Origin of the sequence: Mucilaginibacter flavidus (assembly GCF_024055575.1) — a bacterium.
Lineage (GTDB): Bacteria > Bacteroidota > Bacteroidia > Sphingobacteriales > Sphingobacteriaceae > Mucilaginibacter > Mucilaginibacter flavidus.
The window spans coordinates 13,704-32,378 of sequence record NZ_JAMXOE010000007.1 but is presented as its reverse complement, the minus strand read 5'-3'; the positions used below and the strand labels follow the sequence as shown (position 1 = coordinate 32,378).

Below are 18,675 nucleotides of genomic sequence, written 5' to 3'. Positions count from 1 at the left end.
ATTAAAAAAATCATGAACAGGAAACTCTGTATGGCATTGCTATGCCTTATTATAAGCGCTTTCAGTCGCGCGCAAAACGTCTATTTCCCCCAAATAAACAGTACCGATAGCATTGCTATTGCCAAACAAATGCAGGTTTTGGCAAATGAGGTGATTAACCAATATCAAACAAACGACGATAAAAAAGCCCACCTCGATAATTTATTTAAGCTCCAAATTATTGCCGGTAAATATACTGAGGCGCTAAACAGCATAGCCGCATTACGCCAAATTGCAAAAACCGATGGCACGCAGTACCCCACCGTATTATATGCACAATACGAATTATTCTGCCAAGCCGAACTCGCAAAACAAACCAACGGAATTCCGTTTAAGCAATCATTTTATGGTTTGGCCGGGGACTTTTTCAGAACGCTGGATGATAAAAGCGCGGTTTCGTTATCGTTTTCGTTCACCAGCAGAAGTGGGATAAGCGACTTAAAATCAGACTTTAAAAGCGGGTTAGTTAAACAACAACAAAAGGATAGCCTGGATATTAAAGATGCGATTGAACTTTGCAAAACCTACAATCTCATGCACGTTCTTGAAAACATAGAACCGCTTAGCAAAACGATACAAAAGGCTGACGATAACCGCCGTTACATTATACAGGATAGTGTTTTTATAAAAGCGAAAAACGGAGTAGTACTCTCAGCTGTGGTGGTTCGGAAAAAAGGCATTAATATACCGCAGCCGGCCGTAATGCTGTTTTTTATTTACTCAAACCTTGAGCGAAGTTTGTACGAAGCAAAGAACGCAGCCGCTCGTGGTTACGTTGGGATTGTAGCCGACACGCGCGGCAAAAGGCTAAGCCCCGGCCCCATCGAACCTTACGAGCATGAGAATGAAGACGTAAACACGGTAATTAACTGGATAGCCGCTCAACCCTGGAGTAATGGCAAAGTGGGCATGTACGGCGGCAGCTATTCGGGCTTTGCACAATGGGCGGCAACAAAACACATGAACAAAGCCCTTAAAACCATAGTGCCTTATGTGGCAGCCATACCGGGGCAAGGCGTACCTATGGAAAATAACATCTTCCTGAATGTAAATTACCAATGGGCTTTTTATGTAACCAACAACAAATACACCGACGATGCAGTAAATAACGACAACCAGCGCTGGAACAACCTCCGCAATAACTGGTACAACAGTGGGGCCGCATTCAATAAAATCGATAGTATTGACGGCACACCAAACCCGTGGCTGCAAAAATGGCTAAAACATCCCTCGTTCGATAAATACTGGCAGGCTATGGTGCCTTATAAAACAGACTTCGCCAAAATAAATATACCGGTGCTAACTTTTGAAGGATACTATGATGACGGGCAGATTTCGGGGATGCAGTATTTGCTGGATCATTATAAATACAACCCGAAAGCCAACCATTACCTAATTATAGGGCCATACGACCATTTTGGTACACAGCAAGGCGGCACAGCGGTTTTAAGAGATTATCATCTCGATCCGGTGGCGCCGATGCATACCAGGGATATTACTTTCGAATGGTTTGATTACATACTGAAAGGCCGCAAAAAGCCCGCGATTTTAAAGGATAAAATAAATTACGAAGTGATGGGCGCCAATGTTTGGCAACACGCACCATCATTAGATAAAATGTACAACAGTACCCTAAAGCTATACCTCACCAACATTAAAGCCGACAGCAACTACCTGATGGTTGATAAGAAGCCGGTCAAACCAGCTTCGCTGTACCAGGAAGTTAATCTTGCCGATCGCACGACTTCTAATAACGATTATTACCCCGACCCTATCATTAAAAAGCGACTTGACCGCAGCAATGGCTTGTTCTTCATCAGCAAGCCGTTTGATAAGCCCATACAGGTTAATGGCATATTTACAGGCGAACTAAAAGCCATCATCAATAAAAAAGATATGGATATCGGCGTGGTGCTTTACGAAGTGATGCCCAACGGCGATTGTTTTGAACTTTCCTATTACTTAGGCCGTGCGAGCTATGCTAAAGATGCGAGCGTACGCCGCTTATTGCACCCGGGTGTTAAAGAAACTATATCATTTACCCGTACCCGCATGGTGAGCAAGCGGCTAAGCAAAGGCAGCAGGTTACTGGTTGTTTTAAACATAGATAAAAACCCGTTTGCCCAGGTTAATTATGGAACCGGTAAAGATGTAAGTGAAGAAACTATTAAAGACGCCGGCGGACCCCTGAAGATATGGTGGGGGAACGATAGTTTTATTAATGTGCCGGTGATGCGATAAAACAAAAAAGCAGCATTGCCCAATGACGATGCTGCTTTTTTTAATTGGTTTACTTAACCACCGAAAACTTATAAATCGATTGCGTTTTATAAACCTGCCCCGGTTTCAACAATGTTGACGGGAACGAAGGCTGATTTGGTGAATCGGGATAATGTTGTGTTTCAAGCGCGAATGAAGTGCGGAATTCATCTTTTTTGCCATTCTTCATCGCATTGGCGCCCTTCATAAAGTTACCGCTGTAAAACTGCAGCCCGGGCTCTTCAGTAAATATTTCCATTTTTACACCGCTTTTGTCGCCGGTGATGGCGGCAATCGGGGTTTTCATATCATGTTTGTTCAACACGAAATTATGGTCGTAGCCTTTACCGTTTTTTAGCTGCACGTTATCATCGTTAATGCGCGCGCCTATTGCTGTTGGTTTACGGAAGTCAAACGGTGTGTTGGCAACGGTTACTATTTTGCCAAACGGAATAAGGGTTGAGTCAACCGGGATATAGTTATCAGCGTCAACCTGTAAAGTATGGTTTAAAATAGTTCCGCTGCTTTCGCCGTTCAGGTTAAAAAATGCGTGGTTGGTTAAATTCACTACTGTTGTTTTATCGGTAGTGGCTTCGTATTCACATTTAAAAGAATTATCATCGGTAAGCGAATAGGTTACTTTCACTTTCAGATTTCCGGGAAAGCCCTCTTCCATATCTTTCGAAAGATAAGTCAGTTCTAAAGTGGTCGAATCAATTTGTTTGCCATCCCAAACCATTTCCTGGAAACCGTTTTTACCTCCATGCAGCATATTTGGCGCATTGTTGGTGCTCGATTGGTATTCCTTACCGTCAATCTTAAATTTACCCTTCGCAATCCGGTTACCGTAACGGCCTATGGTTGCCCCATAATAACGCTCGGTTGAATGAACAAAACCACCCACACTGTCAAATCCCAATACAACATCTGTCATCTTACCGGCTTTATCAGGAACTAAAATACTTACAACCCTGCCGCCATAGTTGGTTATAGCAGCCTGCATGCCGTGCTTATTTTTTAAAATATAAAGGTGTGTTTGTTTCCCGTTAATAGTTTTTGAATAAGCCGCGGTATCCGGCAAGGCAGCATGTGTTGTACTGTCGGTCATAGTGGTTGTTTTTTTATCGGTTGATGATTGATTGCAGGCTGCCATCGTAAAAATGCAGGCAGGCAATATAATTGCTGAAATGTTTTTAATAAGATTCATAGGGCTGCTAATTTAGTTATTTGGTTTTGTTAAGGTTAGTATTTATTTATCGTTTAATTGCTTTATCAGGGCAACTTCTTCCTGTTTGTATGGTGTTCCATCCTTGCGGAAAATATCATGAAACCAAACTTTCGGTTCGCTGCCGTCAGGCATTGGGGTATCCCAGGCATAAATGGTATTGGTTTTACCGCTTACAAAACCCCAGTTTATAGCGCCTACATTATCCTTTTTCAGCATCGGCATCGTATTTTCAAAGGTACTGTTACGCGGACGAGCCATGTATTCGGTACAAATTAATGGGCGCTGGTAAAGTTTTAAAAAGTCAATTTCGTGCTGGTGCATGTCGGGGGTTTCGTAATTATGATAAGTTATTACATCCGAATTTTCAACCTGTACCTGGTTAAGTTCTTTCAGGTCCTGGTTCCAAACGCCGGCACTTACCGGCTGGTCGGGCCGTATAGCATGCGCCCACGCGAACACCTTAGCCAAAAGCGTGGCCGCTATTTTATTTTTATCGCCATTGCCAGGTTCATTGTATAAATCCCACAATAATATCCGTTTGTCGTGTTTAAAGGTGGTCAATATATCATTAACATAAATTTGCAGACCAGCATATTGCGCGGGGTTGGTAAGCGGCACGCCGGGATCCTGCATCCAGCCAGAATTGTGGATACCCGGCTTTGGGTCCGGCTGCTTACCGGGATGCGCGTTGGGGTTCCAGCAGTCATCAAAAAACACAAAAATGGTTTGTATGTGGTGTTTATCAGCTATGGCGAGGTATTTATTTATCCGTGTTTTAAAGCCGGCAGGGTCTTCTTTCCATACCACGCTGTGCAGAAACACACGCATGGTGTTCATACCGATACCTTCGGCATAACCCAACTCACGGTCAATCGTTGTGGGGTCAAATGTATCAGCCTGCCACATTTCCAGCTGATTAATGGCTGTGCTGGGCGTAAAATTAGCACCATTTATCCATTTGTGCTGCGCATACCAGGCGTTGGCTTTTTCAACAGACCATAAACCCGGAACAGGTGGCTTTTGGGCGATACTGGCGGCGCTGCTCAACAGCATTAAACCCGCAATCAATACATTTTTTATTTTCATAATTCTCTATTGCGATGGTGCTTTTAAATAAACACCCTCTTTAACCGGCATACCAAAATTTGGCGAACCATCCTTATTCCACATAAATTGCTGCATCCGCGGCGAGCGTTCTTTGCCGCACCCCTGCCCCGGCTGCGAATTGGCGTGGTAAATTATCCAATCCTGCTTGCCATCGGCCGACTTAAAAAACGAGTTATGCCCCGGTGCGTACACTTTATTGGCGATGGATTGTTTAAAAACCGGCGTATCCGATTTCGCCCACGACGCGGAATCAAGCAGGTTTTTATTTGCCGATGTGCTTAGCATTCCTAATGCATAATAGTCTGTCCAGCAGCCACTAGCAGAATATATTAAGAACAGCCTGTTTCCGTGTTTTAAAATCTCCGGGCCTTCATTTACATTTACATGCGGCGGGTTGCTCTTTTCGCCCAGGTCGCCGTATTTTTCCCAGTCGTATTTCGGGCTCGATATTTTAACCCGTTTACTGCCGATTGTCCACGGATTCTTTAGCTGCGCGATGTAGATATCCTGTTCACCGTTCTTATCGCCTTCCCAGCCGGCCCAAATCATGTATAGTTTGCCTTTATTTTCAAATACAGAAACATCAATGGCCCATTTATTGGTTTCGTCGCCCACCTTTCCTTTAAAAGTCCAATCGCCCTGCATGGGATCGGCAGATGGATTTTCCAGCACGTAAATACGGTGATGGTCGTTATCGCCGTCATCAGCAGCAAAATACATATACCATTTATGGTTGATAAAGTGCAGTTCGGGCGCCCAAAGTTCTTTTGAATACATGGTGCCGGCCGGCGGCGTCCAGATGGTTTTATTCGGTGCCGATTTCAAATCAGCCATATTTTTTGTTTCATACAGGATCAGTTTACTGCCCATTGAATTTGTATAGTAATAATACCCTCCGTGAAAAATAACCCAGGGGTCGGCGCCTGAATGAAGTAACGGGTTAGTGAATTCACCTTTATGAGTTTGCGCAAAAGCAGTATTAAAAAGCAGAACTGTTAAAAGTACACTTAAAAGTTTTTTCATAAAGGCGGCCTGCCTAAGCAGGTTTGGGTGTTCGATTATAAAATTGGTTGAATTTTAAAGGTAGGTTTTTATTTAAATAACCTGCTAAAAAATTTGATTTTTCTGTTTCTCTCTACAATTCTACGCCGTAATTATTGGCTATCCGCTGCAGTAACTCAATATGGAACTTATTCACGCCTGGCTCAGACCACCTTATTTCTTCACGGCCGTCAGGATAGACAGTCGTATGTTTTGTCGATTTCGGGATAATTGCTTTATTATACTCTTTACTTAAAATATCTTTACCTCTATCAAAATCACCATATTCTAATTCTAAAATTGACACCTCATCAATGTTTGCAATTAGCCTAAATGGTCGATTCTCATAGTCAATTCGTGAAAATTCGATGATCGAAGTTAAGGTATCCAATTTTGCAAATAACGGAATTATGTGATTATTAAAATCATTCTCAACTTGCAGTAACACCAAATTATAACTGTCATTTAAATTAAGTTTATACCAGTAATCTTTATTATAAATTAACATGCCGCTCCTGCCCCAAACGAAGCAATTGTCTGAAGTCACGAATTGGGGTTCTAACCTATTTTTTGATATCTGAAATATTCGACTATTATAAAATCCAAGGTTTATGGTAAACGAAATACTTTCGCTATGATTATATTGACTTCTTTGAATATTAATTGATTGAACTAATCCGTTGATTGCGCGGTTATAATTAAAATTTTTCTTTTTAAATCCCCGTCTTTTTAAAAGCGGCGACACAACTGTTTTTATTATCGTCTGAAATTCAATTGTTAAATCTCTTCCCATTTTAATTAACGGTATTAAATATCGAAAACTATTAACATTAAAACCCTAAGCCGCTAATGTCAATCACTGCCGAATCACAGATATAGGTAGGCACAATGCCGGTAGATGTTATCCGGTTATCAGCGTCCTTCGCCAGTGTATTGCCCGACAATACGAGTACTGTATCCAGCCCGAATTTATTGCCGCCTAAAATATCTGTCTGTAGCGTATCGCCCACCATAACTATTTGTTTTTTGGTAATTGGCCTGTATTCCCGTATCATATCATAAGCAAACATAAACATCTGCGAATCGGGTTTGCCAAACCGAATAAACTGTTTACCGATAATACTCTCAATCATTGCGGCTATACCCCCTATCGCTATGCCCACGTCATGAATAGATACCGGGTACGCCCTGTCGGTATTAGCAACTATTACCGGGATAGTGCGTTTACGCAGGATGTTGACGGTTTTATTTAAATCGGCACACCAATCGAAACCCTCGTCATCCAAAAAAGCAAGGGCGTTAACCTTGTCGATATTGCTGCTGTCAATTTCGCGAACCGGTAAGGTATGCAGTCCCGAACTCTCGATATAATGCGACGACTCCGGTGTGCCTAAAAAAGCCACAATGCCATCATCAACCTTTAAATCCAAATACTCTTTGGTAAGCATGCCGGATGATATGATCCTATCGGCAGTGATAACGGACAGGCCATTTTTGTGGTAGCTTTCGGCCAACTGCGCCGGGCTGCGCGATGCATCGTTAGTTACTATGTAATACTCTTTACCCTGCGCCAGTAAATACTCAAACGTCTTTTCTATCCCGGGCATTAACCCCTGGTAGGTTTTTATTACGCCGAACGCATCAAAAAATATGATATCGTATTTATCAATTATCGATTTAAAGTTTTCTATGCGTTTCATGAGTAGAGATTAGAGGTTGGGGATTATAGATTAGTTAAAAATTAATTCGATATTTCGCTTCGGCTATGAACCATCCCGCACGTCCGGGATTAACCATGAGCTACAGACCCAAAGCTGCAATTATCTTTTCCGCATCAAAATCACGGTCGACTGATGGCAGGTAGATTGAAAAAGCTTCGGACTGCAGTTTTTTGGCATATTGTTCGTTAAAAAAGTATTTGCCATCCTTTATCACGTAATTTAAAATAAAAAAGCGGTAAGCCTCTTTCAAAAAACGAATTTCGTCGGCAGTTATGGGGTTTACCTTGTGGTATTCCTTTAAAAACAGGATAAACCTGTCTTCCATCATGGTAGTTATCACGTAGCTGAATACCGTACGGTCGCCCCTGTCGGAACATACACGGCTGAAAAAGTAAAAATCCAGTATCCGGTAACTCATCCTGAACCAGTCATAGTCCCAGCGCGAATACAGTTCCAAATCTGATGTTACCGAAAAATTGCCGATGTTCCAATCGATAAAAACCGGTATAATTTCGAAGGAGTGCATGTTGTACTTCGAGCGGTTTTTAAGGAAAAGATCACAATGGTATTTTAGCAAATCGACCTGCATTGGGGTACCAAACTGCTTTTCGTTGGTTTCCAGTTCCTTTTGCAATGCAAAAATATCGGTGCGTAATGTCTTCGACGATTTTGGCAGCACGTTTTTTACCCTTGAGCAGGCTTTGTGGAACTTGCCAACCTGTTGGCCTAATTTTATAATGTGATGTTCTTCCAGCCGCCGCGGTAAACGTTCAAGTATGCGCGTTGGGTTGTAAAAAATAACCCAGGCATCTGTTTTACCTTGTTTGTATCGATAAACGTATACCCTGTTATTCTTTAAAAGTGATTTTGAAAGCAGGTTTTCGAAAGGATAGAGCAGGTTGTTCGATAGTGCATGGATAATACGGTGATCTTCTTTAAAGTGTTCATATTTACCAAAATACGACAGCTTTGCAATAATGATATCATCATCCTCGAACGTAATTCGGAACACATGGTTGGTTGAAACCATCGCACTGATGTCCTCTATTTCCCTTATCGTTTTTGACGAATCGTATCCCTCCCATGCTTTTTTTAATACGGCTTCATAATCAATTTTAATTTGAACCTTAGATGCACGAACCGGGAAGGATGGAAGGATGGTATTTTCGGATTCTTCTAAATTTATATCAAGTATATCAGTCACGATTTTTTATTTATTTGTCCAATTATCTGAACCGGGATTCAAAAGTAGCCCAATTCCGAGATTATAGCATCAAATTATATTATTTCGAAATACCTTTTCAACTCCCAATCCGTAACGCTTTTCCCAAACTGCCTGCATTCCCAAAGCCGGGTATTTGTAAAATGGTCAACAAAGGCCTCTCCAAATAGTTCTTTAGCCAGTGCCGAATCTTTCATGATATTGGTTGCATCAAATAGGTTTGATGACAGGCTGCCATTGCGTTTATCCTGGTAACCATTGCCAACTGTTGCCGGAATATTTAAGGGCAGTTTATTTTTAATACCATACAAGCCCGATGCCAGTGCCGCGGCCATGGCCAGGTACGGGTTGGTATCAGAACCCGGGATGCGGGTTTCCAGCCGGGTATAATTTTCGGATGTGTGGATAACGCGTAACGCTGTTGTTCGGTTATCAATGCCCCATGTTACAGTGGTTGGCGCCCAGGCGCCTTCAACCAGGCGTTTGTAGCTGTTTATTGTAGGCGCGTACATGGGCAATATTTGCGGAAGGCAATGCAGCTGACCGGCAAGGTAATGCTTATGCAAGTCGCTCATGTTAAACTCATCGTCCGCGCTGTAAAACAGGTTTTTTGCTTTGTCTTTTGTCCAAAGGCTTTGGTGAAGGTGACCGCTGCAACCGGGCAGGTTTTCGTTCCACTTCGCCATAAAGGTGGCCATTATGCCGTGTTTGTTGGCAATCTCTTTTACCGCTGTTTTAAAAAGCACAGCTTTATCGGCTGCTTCTAAAACGCCATCATGCAGTATGGCAGCTTCGTACACGCCAGGACCTGTTTCGGTGTGCAAACCTTCAAGCGGGACGTTAAATTGTAGCAGCAAATCAAACAAGTCATTATAAAACTCATCGTTTAATGATGTACGCAGTATCGAGTAGCCAAACATGCCCGGTGTAAGGCTTTCTAAATTGGTAAAGCTCTTTTCCTTAAGGCTTTGCGGTGTTTCGCTAAAGTTGAACCACTCAAACTCCTGGGCAAACTCTGCATGATAGCCCATATCAGCGCATTGTTTAGCAATACGTTTTAACAGGCTGCGCCCACAGGCCGGCAAATCATTGCCATCTGCTTTGCTGAAGTCCCCTAAAAAGAAAGGAATATTTTCATCCCATGGCACAGTGCGGAAAGTTGAAAGGTCGATACGGCACATTTGGTCGGGGTAGCCGGTGTGCCAGCCGGTAAGCTTTACGTTATCATAACAGGCGTCGCTGCTATCCCAACCCCATACTACATCGCAAAAACCGTAACCACCCTCAAGCCCGTCCAGGAACTTTTTGGGGTGAATTACCTTACCCCGCAATACCCCGTCGATATCTGCAAAGGCAAATTTTATTTTTTTTATATCGTTATCCTGTATATAGGCTTTTACCTGTTCTTCGTTCATGGCGCATCAACTAATTGGCGTGGCAATTTAAGCAAGATAAAATTAATGTGTTAAACAATAACGAAATCATTCACCAAAGGCGGAAAATATTGCGTCCGTAGCCAACAGGCAATATCTTTACGGTTGAAATGAAAAACGAAAGCGCCTATTTATTTGTCTATGGCACACTGCTGGATAAGCAGAACGAATTTGGCGCGTACCTAAACGCCAATTGTACTTTTTATGCTGATGGCAAATTTAAAGGCAGACTTTATGATATGGGCGAATATCCCGGAGCTGTTATAGACAACAAAGGCCGTAGTTATGTCCATGGAAAAATTTACCAATTGATCAATACAAAACAGGTATTCAAACAACTGGATCACTACGAAGCGTTTGGACCGAAAGAAGCGCAGCCAAACTTATTTGTGAGAGAATTGGTTTCGGTAGAGGCGGCTGACACAACAGTTGAGTGTTGGGTTTATTTATACAATTTACCTGTGGATGAATATTGGTTGATTGAATCGGGGGTTTACAGTGGCAATCGGTGAAATCATCCCCCAATCGGTGTAACGGCGAAGCCCTCTTGAGCTCCTATAAAACAATCAACCGCGAAAAATCCCAACAAAAAAAATCCCCCGGTGTGTTACCACCAGGGGATAAGAACATATCAGTTTTTAGTCAGGAATTACAGTTTTGCCGATTTAACGGTTTTGATAATAACTGCAGCTACTTTGTATGGATCAGCAGCCGAGTTAGGACGACGATCTTCCAGGTAACCGTTCCAGCCTTTTTGTACAGTGTAAAGCGGGATGCGGATTGATGCACCACGGTCAGAAACACCATAGCTGTAGTCATGTATAGAAGCAGTTTCGTGTTTACCGGTTAAACGCTGATCGTTATCGGCACCGTATACAGCGATACATTCAGCAACAGCCGGACGGAAAGCTTCGCAAATTTTGGTATAGATATCCTGGCTTCCGCAAGTTCTTAAAGTAGTGTTCGAGAAGTTTGCGTGCATGCCTGAACCGTTCCAGTCTAATTGACCAAGCGGTTTGCAATGCCAGTTGATAGAAACGCCATGAGCCTCGCCAACTCTTTCAAGCAGGTAACGTGCAACCCAAATCTGGTCACCGGCTTCTTTAGCGCCTTTAGCAAATATCTGGAATTCCCACTGACCTGCAGCAACCTCAGCGTTGATACCTTCAACATTTAAACCAGCCTCAAGGCAAAGGTCAAGATGCTCTTCAACTATGTCGCGGCCGTAAGCGTTGTTGGCGCCAACCGAGCAATAGTAAGGGCCTTGCGGACCAGGATAGCCACCAGCTGGGAAACCAAGCGGTTTGTTGGTTTCAGGATCCCACAGGAAGTATTCCTGCTCAAAACCGAACCAGAAATCATTGTCATCATCCTGGATAAGCGCACGGCCGTTCGACTCATGAGCTGCCCCGGTTGAATCAAGTACTTCGCACATTACAAGGTAAGCATCCAGCCTTCCCGGATCTTTACAAATAAATACAGGTTTCAACACGCAATCAGACGAACCGCCCGGTGCCTGCTCGGTTGATGAACCGTCAAAGCTCCAGTTTGGACATTCTTCTAATGTGCCGCCGAAATCACTTACAATTTTTGTTTTGCTGCGCAGGCTTTGAGTGGGTTTGTATCCATCAAGCCAGATGTACTCGAGTTTAGTTGCCATTGTTTAATTAATTTATAATATGGGTTGAAATCTTAAATTTTGTAGAGTTATCTACGAATAATGAGGCGAATTTAAACTATTTTTATAAATTTCATCATAAAATGTTAAAAAAATTCTAATATTTTTTAAAAACGTGCATCTATACTGCGAAATTCACTAAAACAGAGTATTGATACCAGAAGTTATTAACAACCAATTAAAAATTATCCCCAAAAGGCAAACAGTGGCAACTGAAAAGTAATTTTCTTATTTTTTTCCAACGCAATAAAAGCTATTTTGCGGATGCGACGCCCCAAAAGCAACTATTTCGTATTTTCTTAAGCGAGGTATCGCTAACATTCTCGTCCTTGTGCAAATTATCACCATTCAAGGAGGTGTAAATAGTGCCTTTTGCATTATTATAAAGGTAGGTAATGAGCTTTTTTGTAGAATTCCCGGTTTTTTGGTTAATATCAACGGCCATTCCATTAATAATTTTGCTGCCATCACTTAAATTAACAGGTTTTGATGAGGTGATCCAGTTTACTTTATAAATAATACTTTGGGCGGATAAGGTACCAGTCGTCGTTTTATAGCTTGCCGTATTTTGGATAACCTGCAGCAGGCATTTAACACAGGGTTCGGAAACCGTGGCGTTGCCATAATTTTTTTGCGGATTGTTAATAACACTGTCCTTTCTCCCGTTAATGTTAACGGTTGTTTTGGTTACGTCTTTAGATATAGGTTTAGGCTTGGAGCGATTGCAGGCCGATAAGGCAGTAACGGCGGAAAGAATTAAAAATAAATAGTTGATTTTCATAACAAAGGCTTTATATGTATACAAACCATCAATTAGTTTGTTTACCTGCAAATTATCCAATACACCAAAATAAATCCGAAATCGAACATCCGAAATCCGAAATCTGCGCTTCTCCTACTTATTGTATAATTTTTACACGCGGAAAAAATATAAATATCTATCTTCGGCCAATTTAATTTTCTATCCGCAAAATCAAATATATTATGAAAATAACTGTTGTTGGCGCCGGTGCTGTTGGAGCAACCTGCGCAGATAATATCGCCAGGAAAGAATTGGCCGAAGAACTTATTTTATTAGACATCAAAGAAGGCGTTGCCGAAGGTAAAGCAATCGATATGATGCAAACATCGGCCCTGTTGGGGTTCGACACTAAAATTAAAGGTGTTACTAACGACTACGCCGCAACTGCCGGTTCGGAAGTTGTAGTAATTACTTCAGGCCTGCCGCGCAAACCGGGGATGACACGCGAAGAATTGATCGGTGTTAACGCTGGTATAGTAAAAAGCGTTACCGAAAATATATTAAAGTATTCGCCTGATACCATCATCATCGTGGTATCAAACCCAATGGATACCATGAACTACCTTACCCTTAAAACTTCGGGCTTACCCAAAAATAAAATTCTGGGTATGGGTGGCGCTTTGGATTCATCACGTTTTAAATATTACCTGAGCCAGGAACTTGGCTGCTCGCCTGCCGACTTAAACGCGGTTGTTATTGGTGGTCACGGTGATACAACAATGATACCTTTAATTAACCACGCTACCTGGAACAGTATCCCGGTAACACAGTTGTTAAGCAAAGAGCAACAGGATAAAGTTGTAAAAGCAACCATGGTTGGCGGCGCAACTTTAACAGCTTTGATTGGTACGTCTGCATGGTATGCACCAGGCGCAGGTACTGCCGCAATGGTTGAAAGCATTGTACGCGATGAGAAAAAACTAATATCATGCGGTGTTGCCCTTGATGGCGAATACGGCCAGAAAGACATCTCGCTGGTTGTTCCGGTAATTTTAGGCAAAGGCGGCTGGGAGAAAATCCTCGACTTTAAATTAAGCGATGCCGAGCAGGCTGAGTTTAATAAGAGCGCTGACGCTGTACGTAACATGAACCAGGTTTTGGTTGATACCGGCGTTATTTAATAAGGAACTTTATTTATTGAGAAAAGGTTTTCACTAATTGGTGGAAGCCTTTTTTGTTTTTGTGTTAATTAGTCAGATAGAGCAAAGGTAAACGGCACCTGGGATTCAACACGAACCGGTACACCCTTGTATGAGGCCGGAATCCATTTTGGGGATCGCTTTAACGCGTCGATAACGGCGTTGTTTAAGTCGTCATTAACGCCTTTAATAATTCTGAAATTTGTTAGCGAGCCATCTACCTCAACCATAAATCCAACCACTACCTTTCCGGAAATACCCTCCCTGCGGGCAGATACGGGATAGCGGGCATTTTTAGTAAGGAAATTCCAAAAACCTCGCATCCCTTCGGCAAATATTGGAATATGATCGGTGTGTGGATATTCTTTATTACGAATAACAGTATCTTCATAAGACGCAGAAATCAATTTCCCACCCTGGTAATTCTCTAATATAATATTTTTTTTATTTCCGCTAATCCGCCATATTCCAGCCCTAACGCCATTCTCTATAGGCCCTTCCTCGTAAATTTGTTTAAAATCATAACTGTATTCAATCCACTTACCTTTCCCGTTTTCTGCCAGGCCGGCGCCAGTCAAATCGCCGCAGTCGCCGTAACGGACTGTGTCTCCGTCCTTATATACAAGGGCCTGGTAAAGCTTCCCATTAGGATAAAAAGTAGAAACTTTTCCCGAAAGCACACCATTATTAAAACGGCCGATGGTTTTTCTACCGCCTTTATAATAGTAGGCTACGAAAGGGCCATCGTATTTCAAATTAACATCATTTGTCCTGGAGGTGGTCACCAGCTTAGGTTTGCCGTTAGAGAAAAATTCATTCACACGGTACATGCCCGGGCCTGAGTTAGAGTCGGGTGGCAACACTACCTGTTTAACGTCCATCTCTTCCTGAGCATGGGAGGGGAATATTTTATTGTAATACTTTGCTTCGCGATTTTGCGCATGTGCCCGGAACCCTGTGGCAAGCAGAGACACTAATAATGCAGAATAAGTTAAAATTGAAATAGTTTTATTCATAATAATTATGGTGCTAAGGCAAAAGAAATCGGGACGCTATAGAAAACCCTAACCGGTTCATTTTTCACAAGGCCCGGTGACCAGCGTGGGCTCAATTTTAATACCCGCAAAGCTTCAGCATCTAAGGCCGGAATACTTCTCGTCATTTTAAAATCTGATAGTGAACCGTCTTTCTCTACAATAAAAGACACTATCACCTTGCCTTGTATATTGTTCTCCCGTGCTGCTACAGGGTACATCATGGTGCGGCCAAGATACTTGTAAAAGGCTTCCATTCCGCCGACAAATTGGGGAAAAACGTCAACTTTAACAATTACATCTTTAGGCAGCTGGTATTTGAACCTTTTGGCAGCCGATTTTAATCGTCCGTTAATATATTCATTTTCAAAGCTTACCGAATCATTGATCTTTCCTCGCCATTTACCCTGCATAACCCCTCCTAACACGTCGCCTTGTGCAGTGGTGTCCTTAAAGTTCTCATCGTATTCTATCCATTTACCGTTACCGTTTTCGGCTAACGTTCCTCCCGCCTGATCTTTACAAGTCATTAGCAACACCTTTTTGTCCGTGGAATAATCTTTTGTATTGTACAGTTGGCCATTGGGAAAATATTCAATTTCATGGCCGGCCGGCTCACCATTATCAAATGTTCCAATCCTCATTTTACGTCCCGAAGAAAAATAAGAAACATAAGCGCCCTGGTATTTTAGGTTAAGGTCGTTAGTTTTTGAAGTCGTTACTAATTTCAGCTTACCATCTTTATAATATTCACGTACTAAGTACAGGTTTTTATCCGCGCTGGTATCCGGCGGAAAAACAACCATTGAGTAATCAGCGCTATCTTTTGCTGAGACAAGGGTACCGTTGTTTTTAAGATAATAGATTAAGCCGCTTTGCTGGGCATAGGAAGGCAAGTACAAAACCAAGGTTAAAATTAACGATATAATAGGTTTTGTCATTATAGTCTAGTTTGATAATCCGAAAGATATAGGAACGCTGTAAGCAACTCGCACCGGTTTGCCCCCCTGCGTACCTGGTATCCACGGGGAAGATAATTTTATTATCCGCATTGCTTCTTCATCGCAGCCATCGCCAATTCCGCGTTTGACTTTTACATCGGTTAAGCTACCATCCCTTTCAACAACAAAAGAAATTATGACTTTGCCTGACGTGTTGTTTTCATATGCCGTCCGGGGGTATTTCGTATTTTTGCCTATAAACTGGTAAAACGCCTCCAGCCCACCGGGGAATGAAGGAACAACCTCAACAGGTTTAAATACTTTCTTACCTATCGTATCAACCTCATCCGATGACACCAGCATTCCGTTGTTATAATTATTGATTTTGGTTACAGTGTCATTCTTTTTTTCGTGCCATTCTCCGACCCTAACCCCATTTGTTATTTTTCCTTGTGCTATTATTTTAGTAAAACTTTCATTAAAATCAATCCAGTCACCTATACCGTTTTCGGCAAGGGTTTTGCCCAGCGAATCCATACAAGTATTGTATAATACCCGGTCACCGGGCAAACAATTAATCGAATTATAAAACTTACCGGTCGGATAATATTCAACACGGCTACCGGAAAGTTTGCCGTCAATAAAAGTTCCTGTACTTTTCTTTTTGCCGGTTGGATAATAGGCCACATAACGCCCCCAATATTGCAGGTTAACGTCGTTGGTTTTTGAGCCGGTTACCAATCTCACTTTCCCGTTTTTGTCGTACTCGCGTACAACGTACATAGTTTTGTCAATACTACTGTCAGGCGGCGATACCACCATTGAATAATCGGCGCTGTCTTTTGTCTGCACCAGCCGGCCCTTATTAGTGAGGTAATAAACCAGGTTGCTTTGCTGCGCAAATGAAGCAGAATATAAAAACAAGCTTAAAATTAAAGCGATAACAATTTTTATCATAAGGGTTTAGTTTGTTAGTGAAAAGGATATCGGAACGCTATAAGCTACCCTTACAGGTTTACCGCCCTGTGTTCCCGGTTTCCATTTTGGTGAATGTTTCAGTACCCTTGCTGCCTCTTCATCGCATCCACTTCCGATACCCTTCGTTACCGTTACATTGCTTAACCGCCCGTTTTTTTCAACAACAAACGACACTATTACTTTACCTTGCGTATGATGCATTACAGCTTCTACGGGGTATTGAACATTTTTACCTAGAAAATTATAAAATGCATTTAATCCTCCCGGAAAAGACGGCACAGTCTCCACAGAAGTATAGACTTTTTCCGTAGCAAGGCTGTCTGTTTGCGCCATAGCTACCGATGAAAGAAATATCCCGAACACCAAAAAAAGTAAAATTTTATTCATCGTGATATAATTTAAGTATGAAGATAATATTTGTTTTCAGATTATCTTCAATTCAAACTTACTCCGATGCACTTTTTTACCGTAATCAAATTATTACAATTAACTTTATTTCACTTGCAATAAATTAGGCGCAAAAGTATGTTTCAGGTAACTATCGCGGTTAATGCTATCTAAACTGTGGAACTGTATATAAGGCGTTGATTTAAACGGATCCTGGGTTGTGTGCAAAAATTTGAAAACATTTGCTGTGTTAACTTCTCCCATTTTCAGCGTGCCGATACCAAACCCGGTCTTCCAGGTAAGGCTCTTAAAGTCTAAATAGCGCTGGGTCTCATTGGTGACATTTCCGTTTTGATCAAAGTCGGCGTAAATATAACCGGGCGTATTACTGTGGTCTGCTGTGATGGACGATACCATACGTATAAAGGCATACTGCGTTGTTGAGTCCTTATAAATAACCCTCAGGTCATTAAAGTGCGTATGCGCTGCGAGGTAAAGCTTCACGTTTGAGCTGTGTGCCTTAATTATAGATTCAAGCGTGTCAGAGTCGGCGCCTTTTAAAAAATCAGCTCCTGGCGGTATGTGTGAAACTATCCATACATTTTGGTTAGGTGCAGACAGTTCCTTATTGAGCCACGCAAATAACGCCGCATTAACCTTGGGACTATAGGTCACATTGGATTTGCTATTGCTTAGTATGGTGGTATTAATTGATAAAAAAACCTGGTTACCAAGTTGCGCTTTGTAATAGCCCCCGGTATGAATAGTTGATGTATCTACTTTGAACTTACTGGTGGGCGAAGGTACCAGGTTCCAATCTTTAAGATAAGCTGATAAAAAAGCATCTGTCGGAAATACGTAATCGCCATTGTCGGTGTCGTTATTACCAAATGCGGGTATCACCGGAACTCCCGGAAATTTTTTATTAAACAAACCGGCTAAAAAAGCCATGGTTTTGAACCTTAGCAACCGTTCTTGCTGAGGGTTTTTGAAAGGGATTGTGTCAGTACTATTATAATTGCTGTGAAATAGAAAATCGCCTGTTATCGCAATAAAATCCGGGTGAGGATAGGTTGCGCTAATATTATCCATAGCCGACTTAATCAAATTATAATCTGAGTCGAACCCGCGAACGGTATCAAGTTTGGCGCCATTATATGCGGTGAGAATAGAATCCCATTTGGTAACGTCAGCCGCCGCAAGCACGTCTCGCAGCTTAGTATCGATATTGTGTTTTCCGTCATTTGTGTAAAACGGATTGAAGTGCATATCTGAAATAAAAAGACAATGCCCGTTCGATGCGCCGGCAACTGTTTCTTCTTCATGCTTAGGTCCGTGACAGCCACAGCAAATTGACAATGCAAACGCGCAGCTTAAAAAAAATGTGACAGGTTTCATAACAATTGATTAGGTAATAAGGTATTTTACGGTTGTTATAAAATAGCAGGCAAGTACAAATTATACCTGCTCGCTATTTTTTATAAATATAAAAATAAAGACTTAAATGGAAATAAAAGTTAGATAGTTTAACATGAATTCGATATAAAAATGGGCACTAATAAATCAACATCGTTTTACTTACAGCTTGCGTTTGGCCTCACCTAAATCCTCTCCAAAGGAGACGACTTGAGCTTCGCTCTTAAGTAATTCCCTTTCAGAACCCTCT

The 18,675-nt window shown here is 41.9% G+C and carries 17 protein-coding genes; 3 read left to right on the top strand and 14 right to left on the bottom strand.

Features of this window, described 5'->3' with window-relative positions; genetic code table 11:
* Nucleotides 1–12 precede the first annotated feature (12 nt).
* Complete coding sequence (locus NAF19_RS12635; RefSeq protein ID WP_252790421.1) at nucleotides 13–2,280, top strand: CocE/NonD family hydrolase; 2,268 nt, start codon at nucleotides 13–15, stop codon at nucleotides 2,278–2,280.
* A 49-nt stretch (nucleotides 2,281–2,329) separates the two neighbouring features.
* Here the strand turns inward: NAF19_RS12635 and NAF19_RS12630 are convergent, their stop codons facing one another.
* The 7 genes from NAF19_RS12630 to NAF19_RS12600 all read right to left on the bottom strand — a co-directional run bounded on the left by NAF19_RS12630 (nucleotide 2,330) and on the right by NAF19_RS12600 (nucleotide 10,032).
* Nucleotides 2,330–3,505, bottom strand: coding sequence for an aldose epimerase family protein (locus NAF19_RS12630; protein ID WP_252790420.1), 1,176 nt, complete (start codon nucleotides 3,503–3,505; stop codon nucleotides 2,330–2,332).
* 42 nt (nucleotides 3,506–3,547) lie between these two features.
* Nucleotides 3,548–4,612 carry a glycoside hydrolase family 2 TIM barrel-domain containing protein gene (locus NAF19_RS12625; protein WP_252790419.1) on the bottom strand — a complete coding sequence of 355 codons (1,065 nt, stop codon included), beginning with the start codon at nucleotides 4,610–4,612 and terminating at the stop codon, nucleotides 3,548–3,550.
* Nucleotides 4,613–4,618: 6 nt separating this feature from the next.
* Entirely contained in the window at nucleotides 4,619–5,656 is a 1,038-nt protein-coding gene (locus NAF19_RS12620; RefSeq protein WP_252790418.1) for a glycoside hydrolase family 43 protein, read from the bottom strand.
* 112 nt (nucleotides 5,657–5,768) lie between these two features.
* A complete protein-coding gene (locus NAF19_RS12615) occupies nucleotides 5,769–6,467 on the bottom strand; it encodes a DUF4304 domain-containing protein (RefSeq protein ID WP_252790417.1) in 699 nt (232 codons plus the stop codon).
* A gap of 37 nt (nucleotides 6,468–6,504) precedes the next feature.
* On the bottom strand, nucleotides 6,505–7,374 hold the full coding sequence (locus NAF19_RS12610; RefSeq protein ID WP_252790416.1) for an HAD-IIA family hydrolase: 870 nt from the start codon (nucleotides 7,372–7,374) through the stop codon (nucleotides 6,505–6,507).
* A 100-nt stretch (nucleotides 7,375–7,474) separates the two neighbouring features.
* On the bottom strand, nucleotides 7,475–8,599 hold the full coding sequence (locus NAF19_RS12605; protein WP_252790415.1) for a hypothetical protein: 1,125 nt from the start codon (nucleotides 8,597–8,599) through the stop codon (nucleotides 7,475–7,477).
* Nucleotides 8,600–8,673: 74 nt separating this feature from the next.
* A complete protein-coding gene (locus tag NAF19_RS12600; protein WP_252790414.1) occupies nucleotides 8,674–10,032 on the bottom strand; it encodes a glutamine synthetase family protein in 1,359 nt (452 codons plus the stop codon).
* 128 nt (nucleotides 10,033–10,160) lie between these two features.
* Here NAF19_RS12600 and NAF19_RS12595 point away from each other — a divergent pair, with 128 nt between their 5' ends.
* Nucleotides 10,161–10,562, top strand: a complete 402-nt coding sequence (locus tag NAF19_RS12595) for a gamma-glutamylcyclotransferase family protein (RefSeq protein ID WP_252790413.1) — start codon at nucleotides 10,161–10,163, stop codon at nucleotides 10,560–10,562.
* 137 nt (nucleotides 10,563–10,699) lie between these two features.
* Here the strand turns inward: NAF19_RS12595 and NAF19_RS12590 are convergent, their stop codons facing one another.
* Complete coding sequence (locus NAF19_RS12590; protein ID WP_252790412.1) at nucleotides 10,700–11,710, bottom strand: glutamine synthetase beta-grasp domain-containing protein; 1,011 nt, start codon at nucleotides 11,708–11,710, stop codon at nucleotides 10,700–10,702.
* Nucleotides 11,711–11,981: 271 nt separating this feature from the next.
* On the bottom strand, nucleotides 11,982–12,509 hold the full coding sequence (locus NAF19_RS12585) for a hypothetical protein (RefSeq protein WP_252790411.1): 528 nt from the start codon (nucleotides 12,507–12,509) through the stop codon (nucleotides 11,982–11,984).
* A 203-nt stretch (nucleotides 12,510–12,712) separates the two neighbouring features.
* Here NAF19_RS12585 and mdh point away from each other — a divergent pair, with 203 nt between their 5' ends.
* Nucleotides 12,713–13,651, top strand: coding sequence for a malate dehydrogenase (gene mdh, locus NAF19_RS12580; RefSeq protein ID WP_252790410.1), 939 nt, complete (start codon nucleotides 12,713–12,715; stop codon nucleotides 13,649–13,651).
* Nucleotides 13,652–13,719: 68 nt separating this feature from the next.
* Here the strand turns inward: mdh and NAF19_RS12575 are convergent, their stop codons facing one another.
* The 5 genes from NAF19_RS12575 to NAF19_RS12555 form a co-directional block, all read right to left on the bottom strand.
* Entirely contained in the window at nucleotides 13,720–14,685 is a 966-nt protein-coding gene (locus NAF19_RS12575) for an energy transducer TonB (RefSeq protein ID WP_252790409.1), read from the bottom strand.
* Nucleotides 14,686–14,690: 5 nt separating this feature from the next.
* Nucleotides 14,691–15,644 carry a TonB family protein gene (locus NAF19_RS12570; protein WP_252790408.1) on the bottom strand — a complete coding sequence of 318 codons (954 nt, stop codon included), beginning with the start codon at nucleotides 15,642–15,644 and terminating at the stop codon, nucleotides 14,691–14,693.
* Between the two features lie 6 nt (nucleotides 15,645–15,650).
* Complete coding sequence (locus tag NAF19_RS12565; RefSeq protein WP_252790407.1) at nucleotides 15,651–16,601, bottom strand: energy transducer TonB; 951 nt, start codon at nucleotides 16,599–16,601, stop codon at nucleotides 15,651–15,653.
* A 6-nt stretch (nucleotides 16,602–16,607) separates the two neighbouring features.
* Nucleotides 16,608–17,009: an energy transducer TonB gene (locus tag NAF19_RS12560; protein ID WP_252790406.1), complete on the bottom strand. Its 402-nt coding sequence runs from the start codon at nucleotides 17,007–17,009 to the stop codon at nucleotides 16,608–16,610.
* Nucleotides 17,010–17,114: 105 nt separating this feature from the next.
* Nucleotides 17,115–18,407 (bottom strand): metallophosphoesterase, encoded by a 1,293-nt coding sequence (locus tag NAF19_RS12555; RefSeq protein WP_252790405.1) that lies wholly within the window; start codon nucleotides 18,405–18,407, stop codon nucleotides 17,115–17,117.
* Nucleotides 18,408–18,675: the final 268 nt, after the last annotated feature.

Bases quoted from the DNA above. Each gene is read 5' to 3' on its own strand.
- NAF19_RS12635 (WP_252790421.1), top strand. From the start codon at position 13: ATGAACAGGAAACTCTGTATGGCATTGCTATGCCTTATTATAAGCGCT.
- NAF19_RS12630 (WP_252790420.1), bottom strand. From the start codon at position 3,505: ATGAATCTTATTAAAAACATTTCAGCAATTATATTGCCTGCCTGCATT.
- NAF19_RS12625 (WP_252790419.1), bottom strand. From the start codon at position 4,612: ATGAAAATAAAAAATGTATTGATTGCGGGTTTAATGCTGTTGAGCAGC.
- NAF19_RS12620 (WP_252790418.1), bottom strand. From the start codon at position 5,656: ATGAAAAAACTTTTAAGTGTACTTTTAACAGTTCTGCTTTTTAATACT.
- NAF19_RS12615 (WP_252790417.1), bottom strand. From the start codon at position 6,467: ATGGGAAGAGATTTAACAATTGAATTTCAGACGATAATAAAAACAGTT.
- NAF19_RS12610 (WP_252790416.1), bottom strand. From the start codon at position 7,374: ATGAAACGCATAGAAAACTTTAAATCGATAATTGATAAATACGATATC.
- NAF19_RS12600 (WP_252790414.1), bottom strand. From the start codon at position 10,032: ATGAACGAAGAACAGGTAAAAGCCTATATACAGGATAACGATATAAAA.
- NAF19_RS12595 (WP_252790413.1), top strand. From the start codon at position 10,161: ATGAAAAACGAAAGCGCCTATTTATTTGTCTATGGCACACTGCTGGAT.
- NAF19_RS12590 (WP_252790412.1), bottom strand. From the start codon at position 11,710: ATGGCAACTAAACTCGAGTACATCTGGCTTGATGGATACAAACCCACT.
- NAF19_RS12585 (WP_252790411.1), bottom strand. From the start codon at position 12,509: ATGAAAATCAACTATTTATTTTTAATTCTTTCCGCCGTTACTGCCTTA.
- mdh (WP_252790410.1), top strand. From the start codon at position 12,713: ATGAAAATAACTGTTGTTGGCGCCGGTGCTGTTGGAGCAACCTGCGCA.
- NAF19_RS12575 (WP_252790409.1), bottom strand. From the start codon at position 14,685: ATGAATAAAACTATTTCAATTTTAACTTATTCTGCATTATTAGTGTCT.
- NAF19_RS12570 (WP_252790408.1), bottom strand. From the start codon at position 15,644: ATGACAAAACCTATTATATCGTTAATTTTAACCTTGGTTTTGTACTTG.
- NAF19_RS12565 (WP_252790407.1), bottom strand. From the start codon at position 16,601: ATGATAAAAATTGTTATCGCTTTAATTTTAAGCTTGTTTTTATATTCT.
- NAF19_RS12560 (WP_252790406.1), bottom strand. From the start codon at position 17,009: ATGAATAAAATTTTACTTTTTTTGGTGTTCGGGATATTTCTTTCATCG.
- NAF19_RS12555 (WP_252790405.1), bottom strand. From the start codon at position 18,407: ATGAAACCTGTCACATTTTTTTTAAGCTGCGCGTTTGCATTGTCAATT.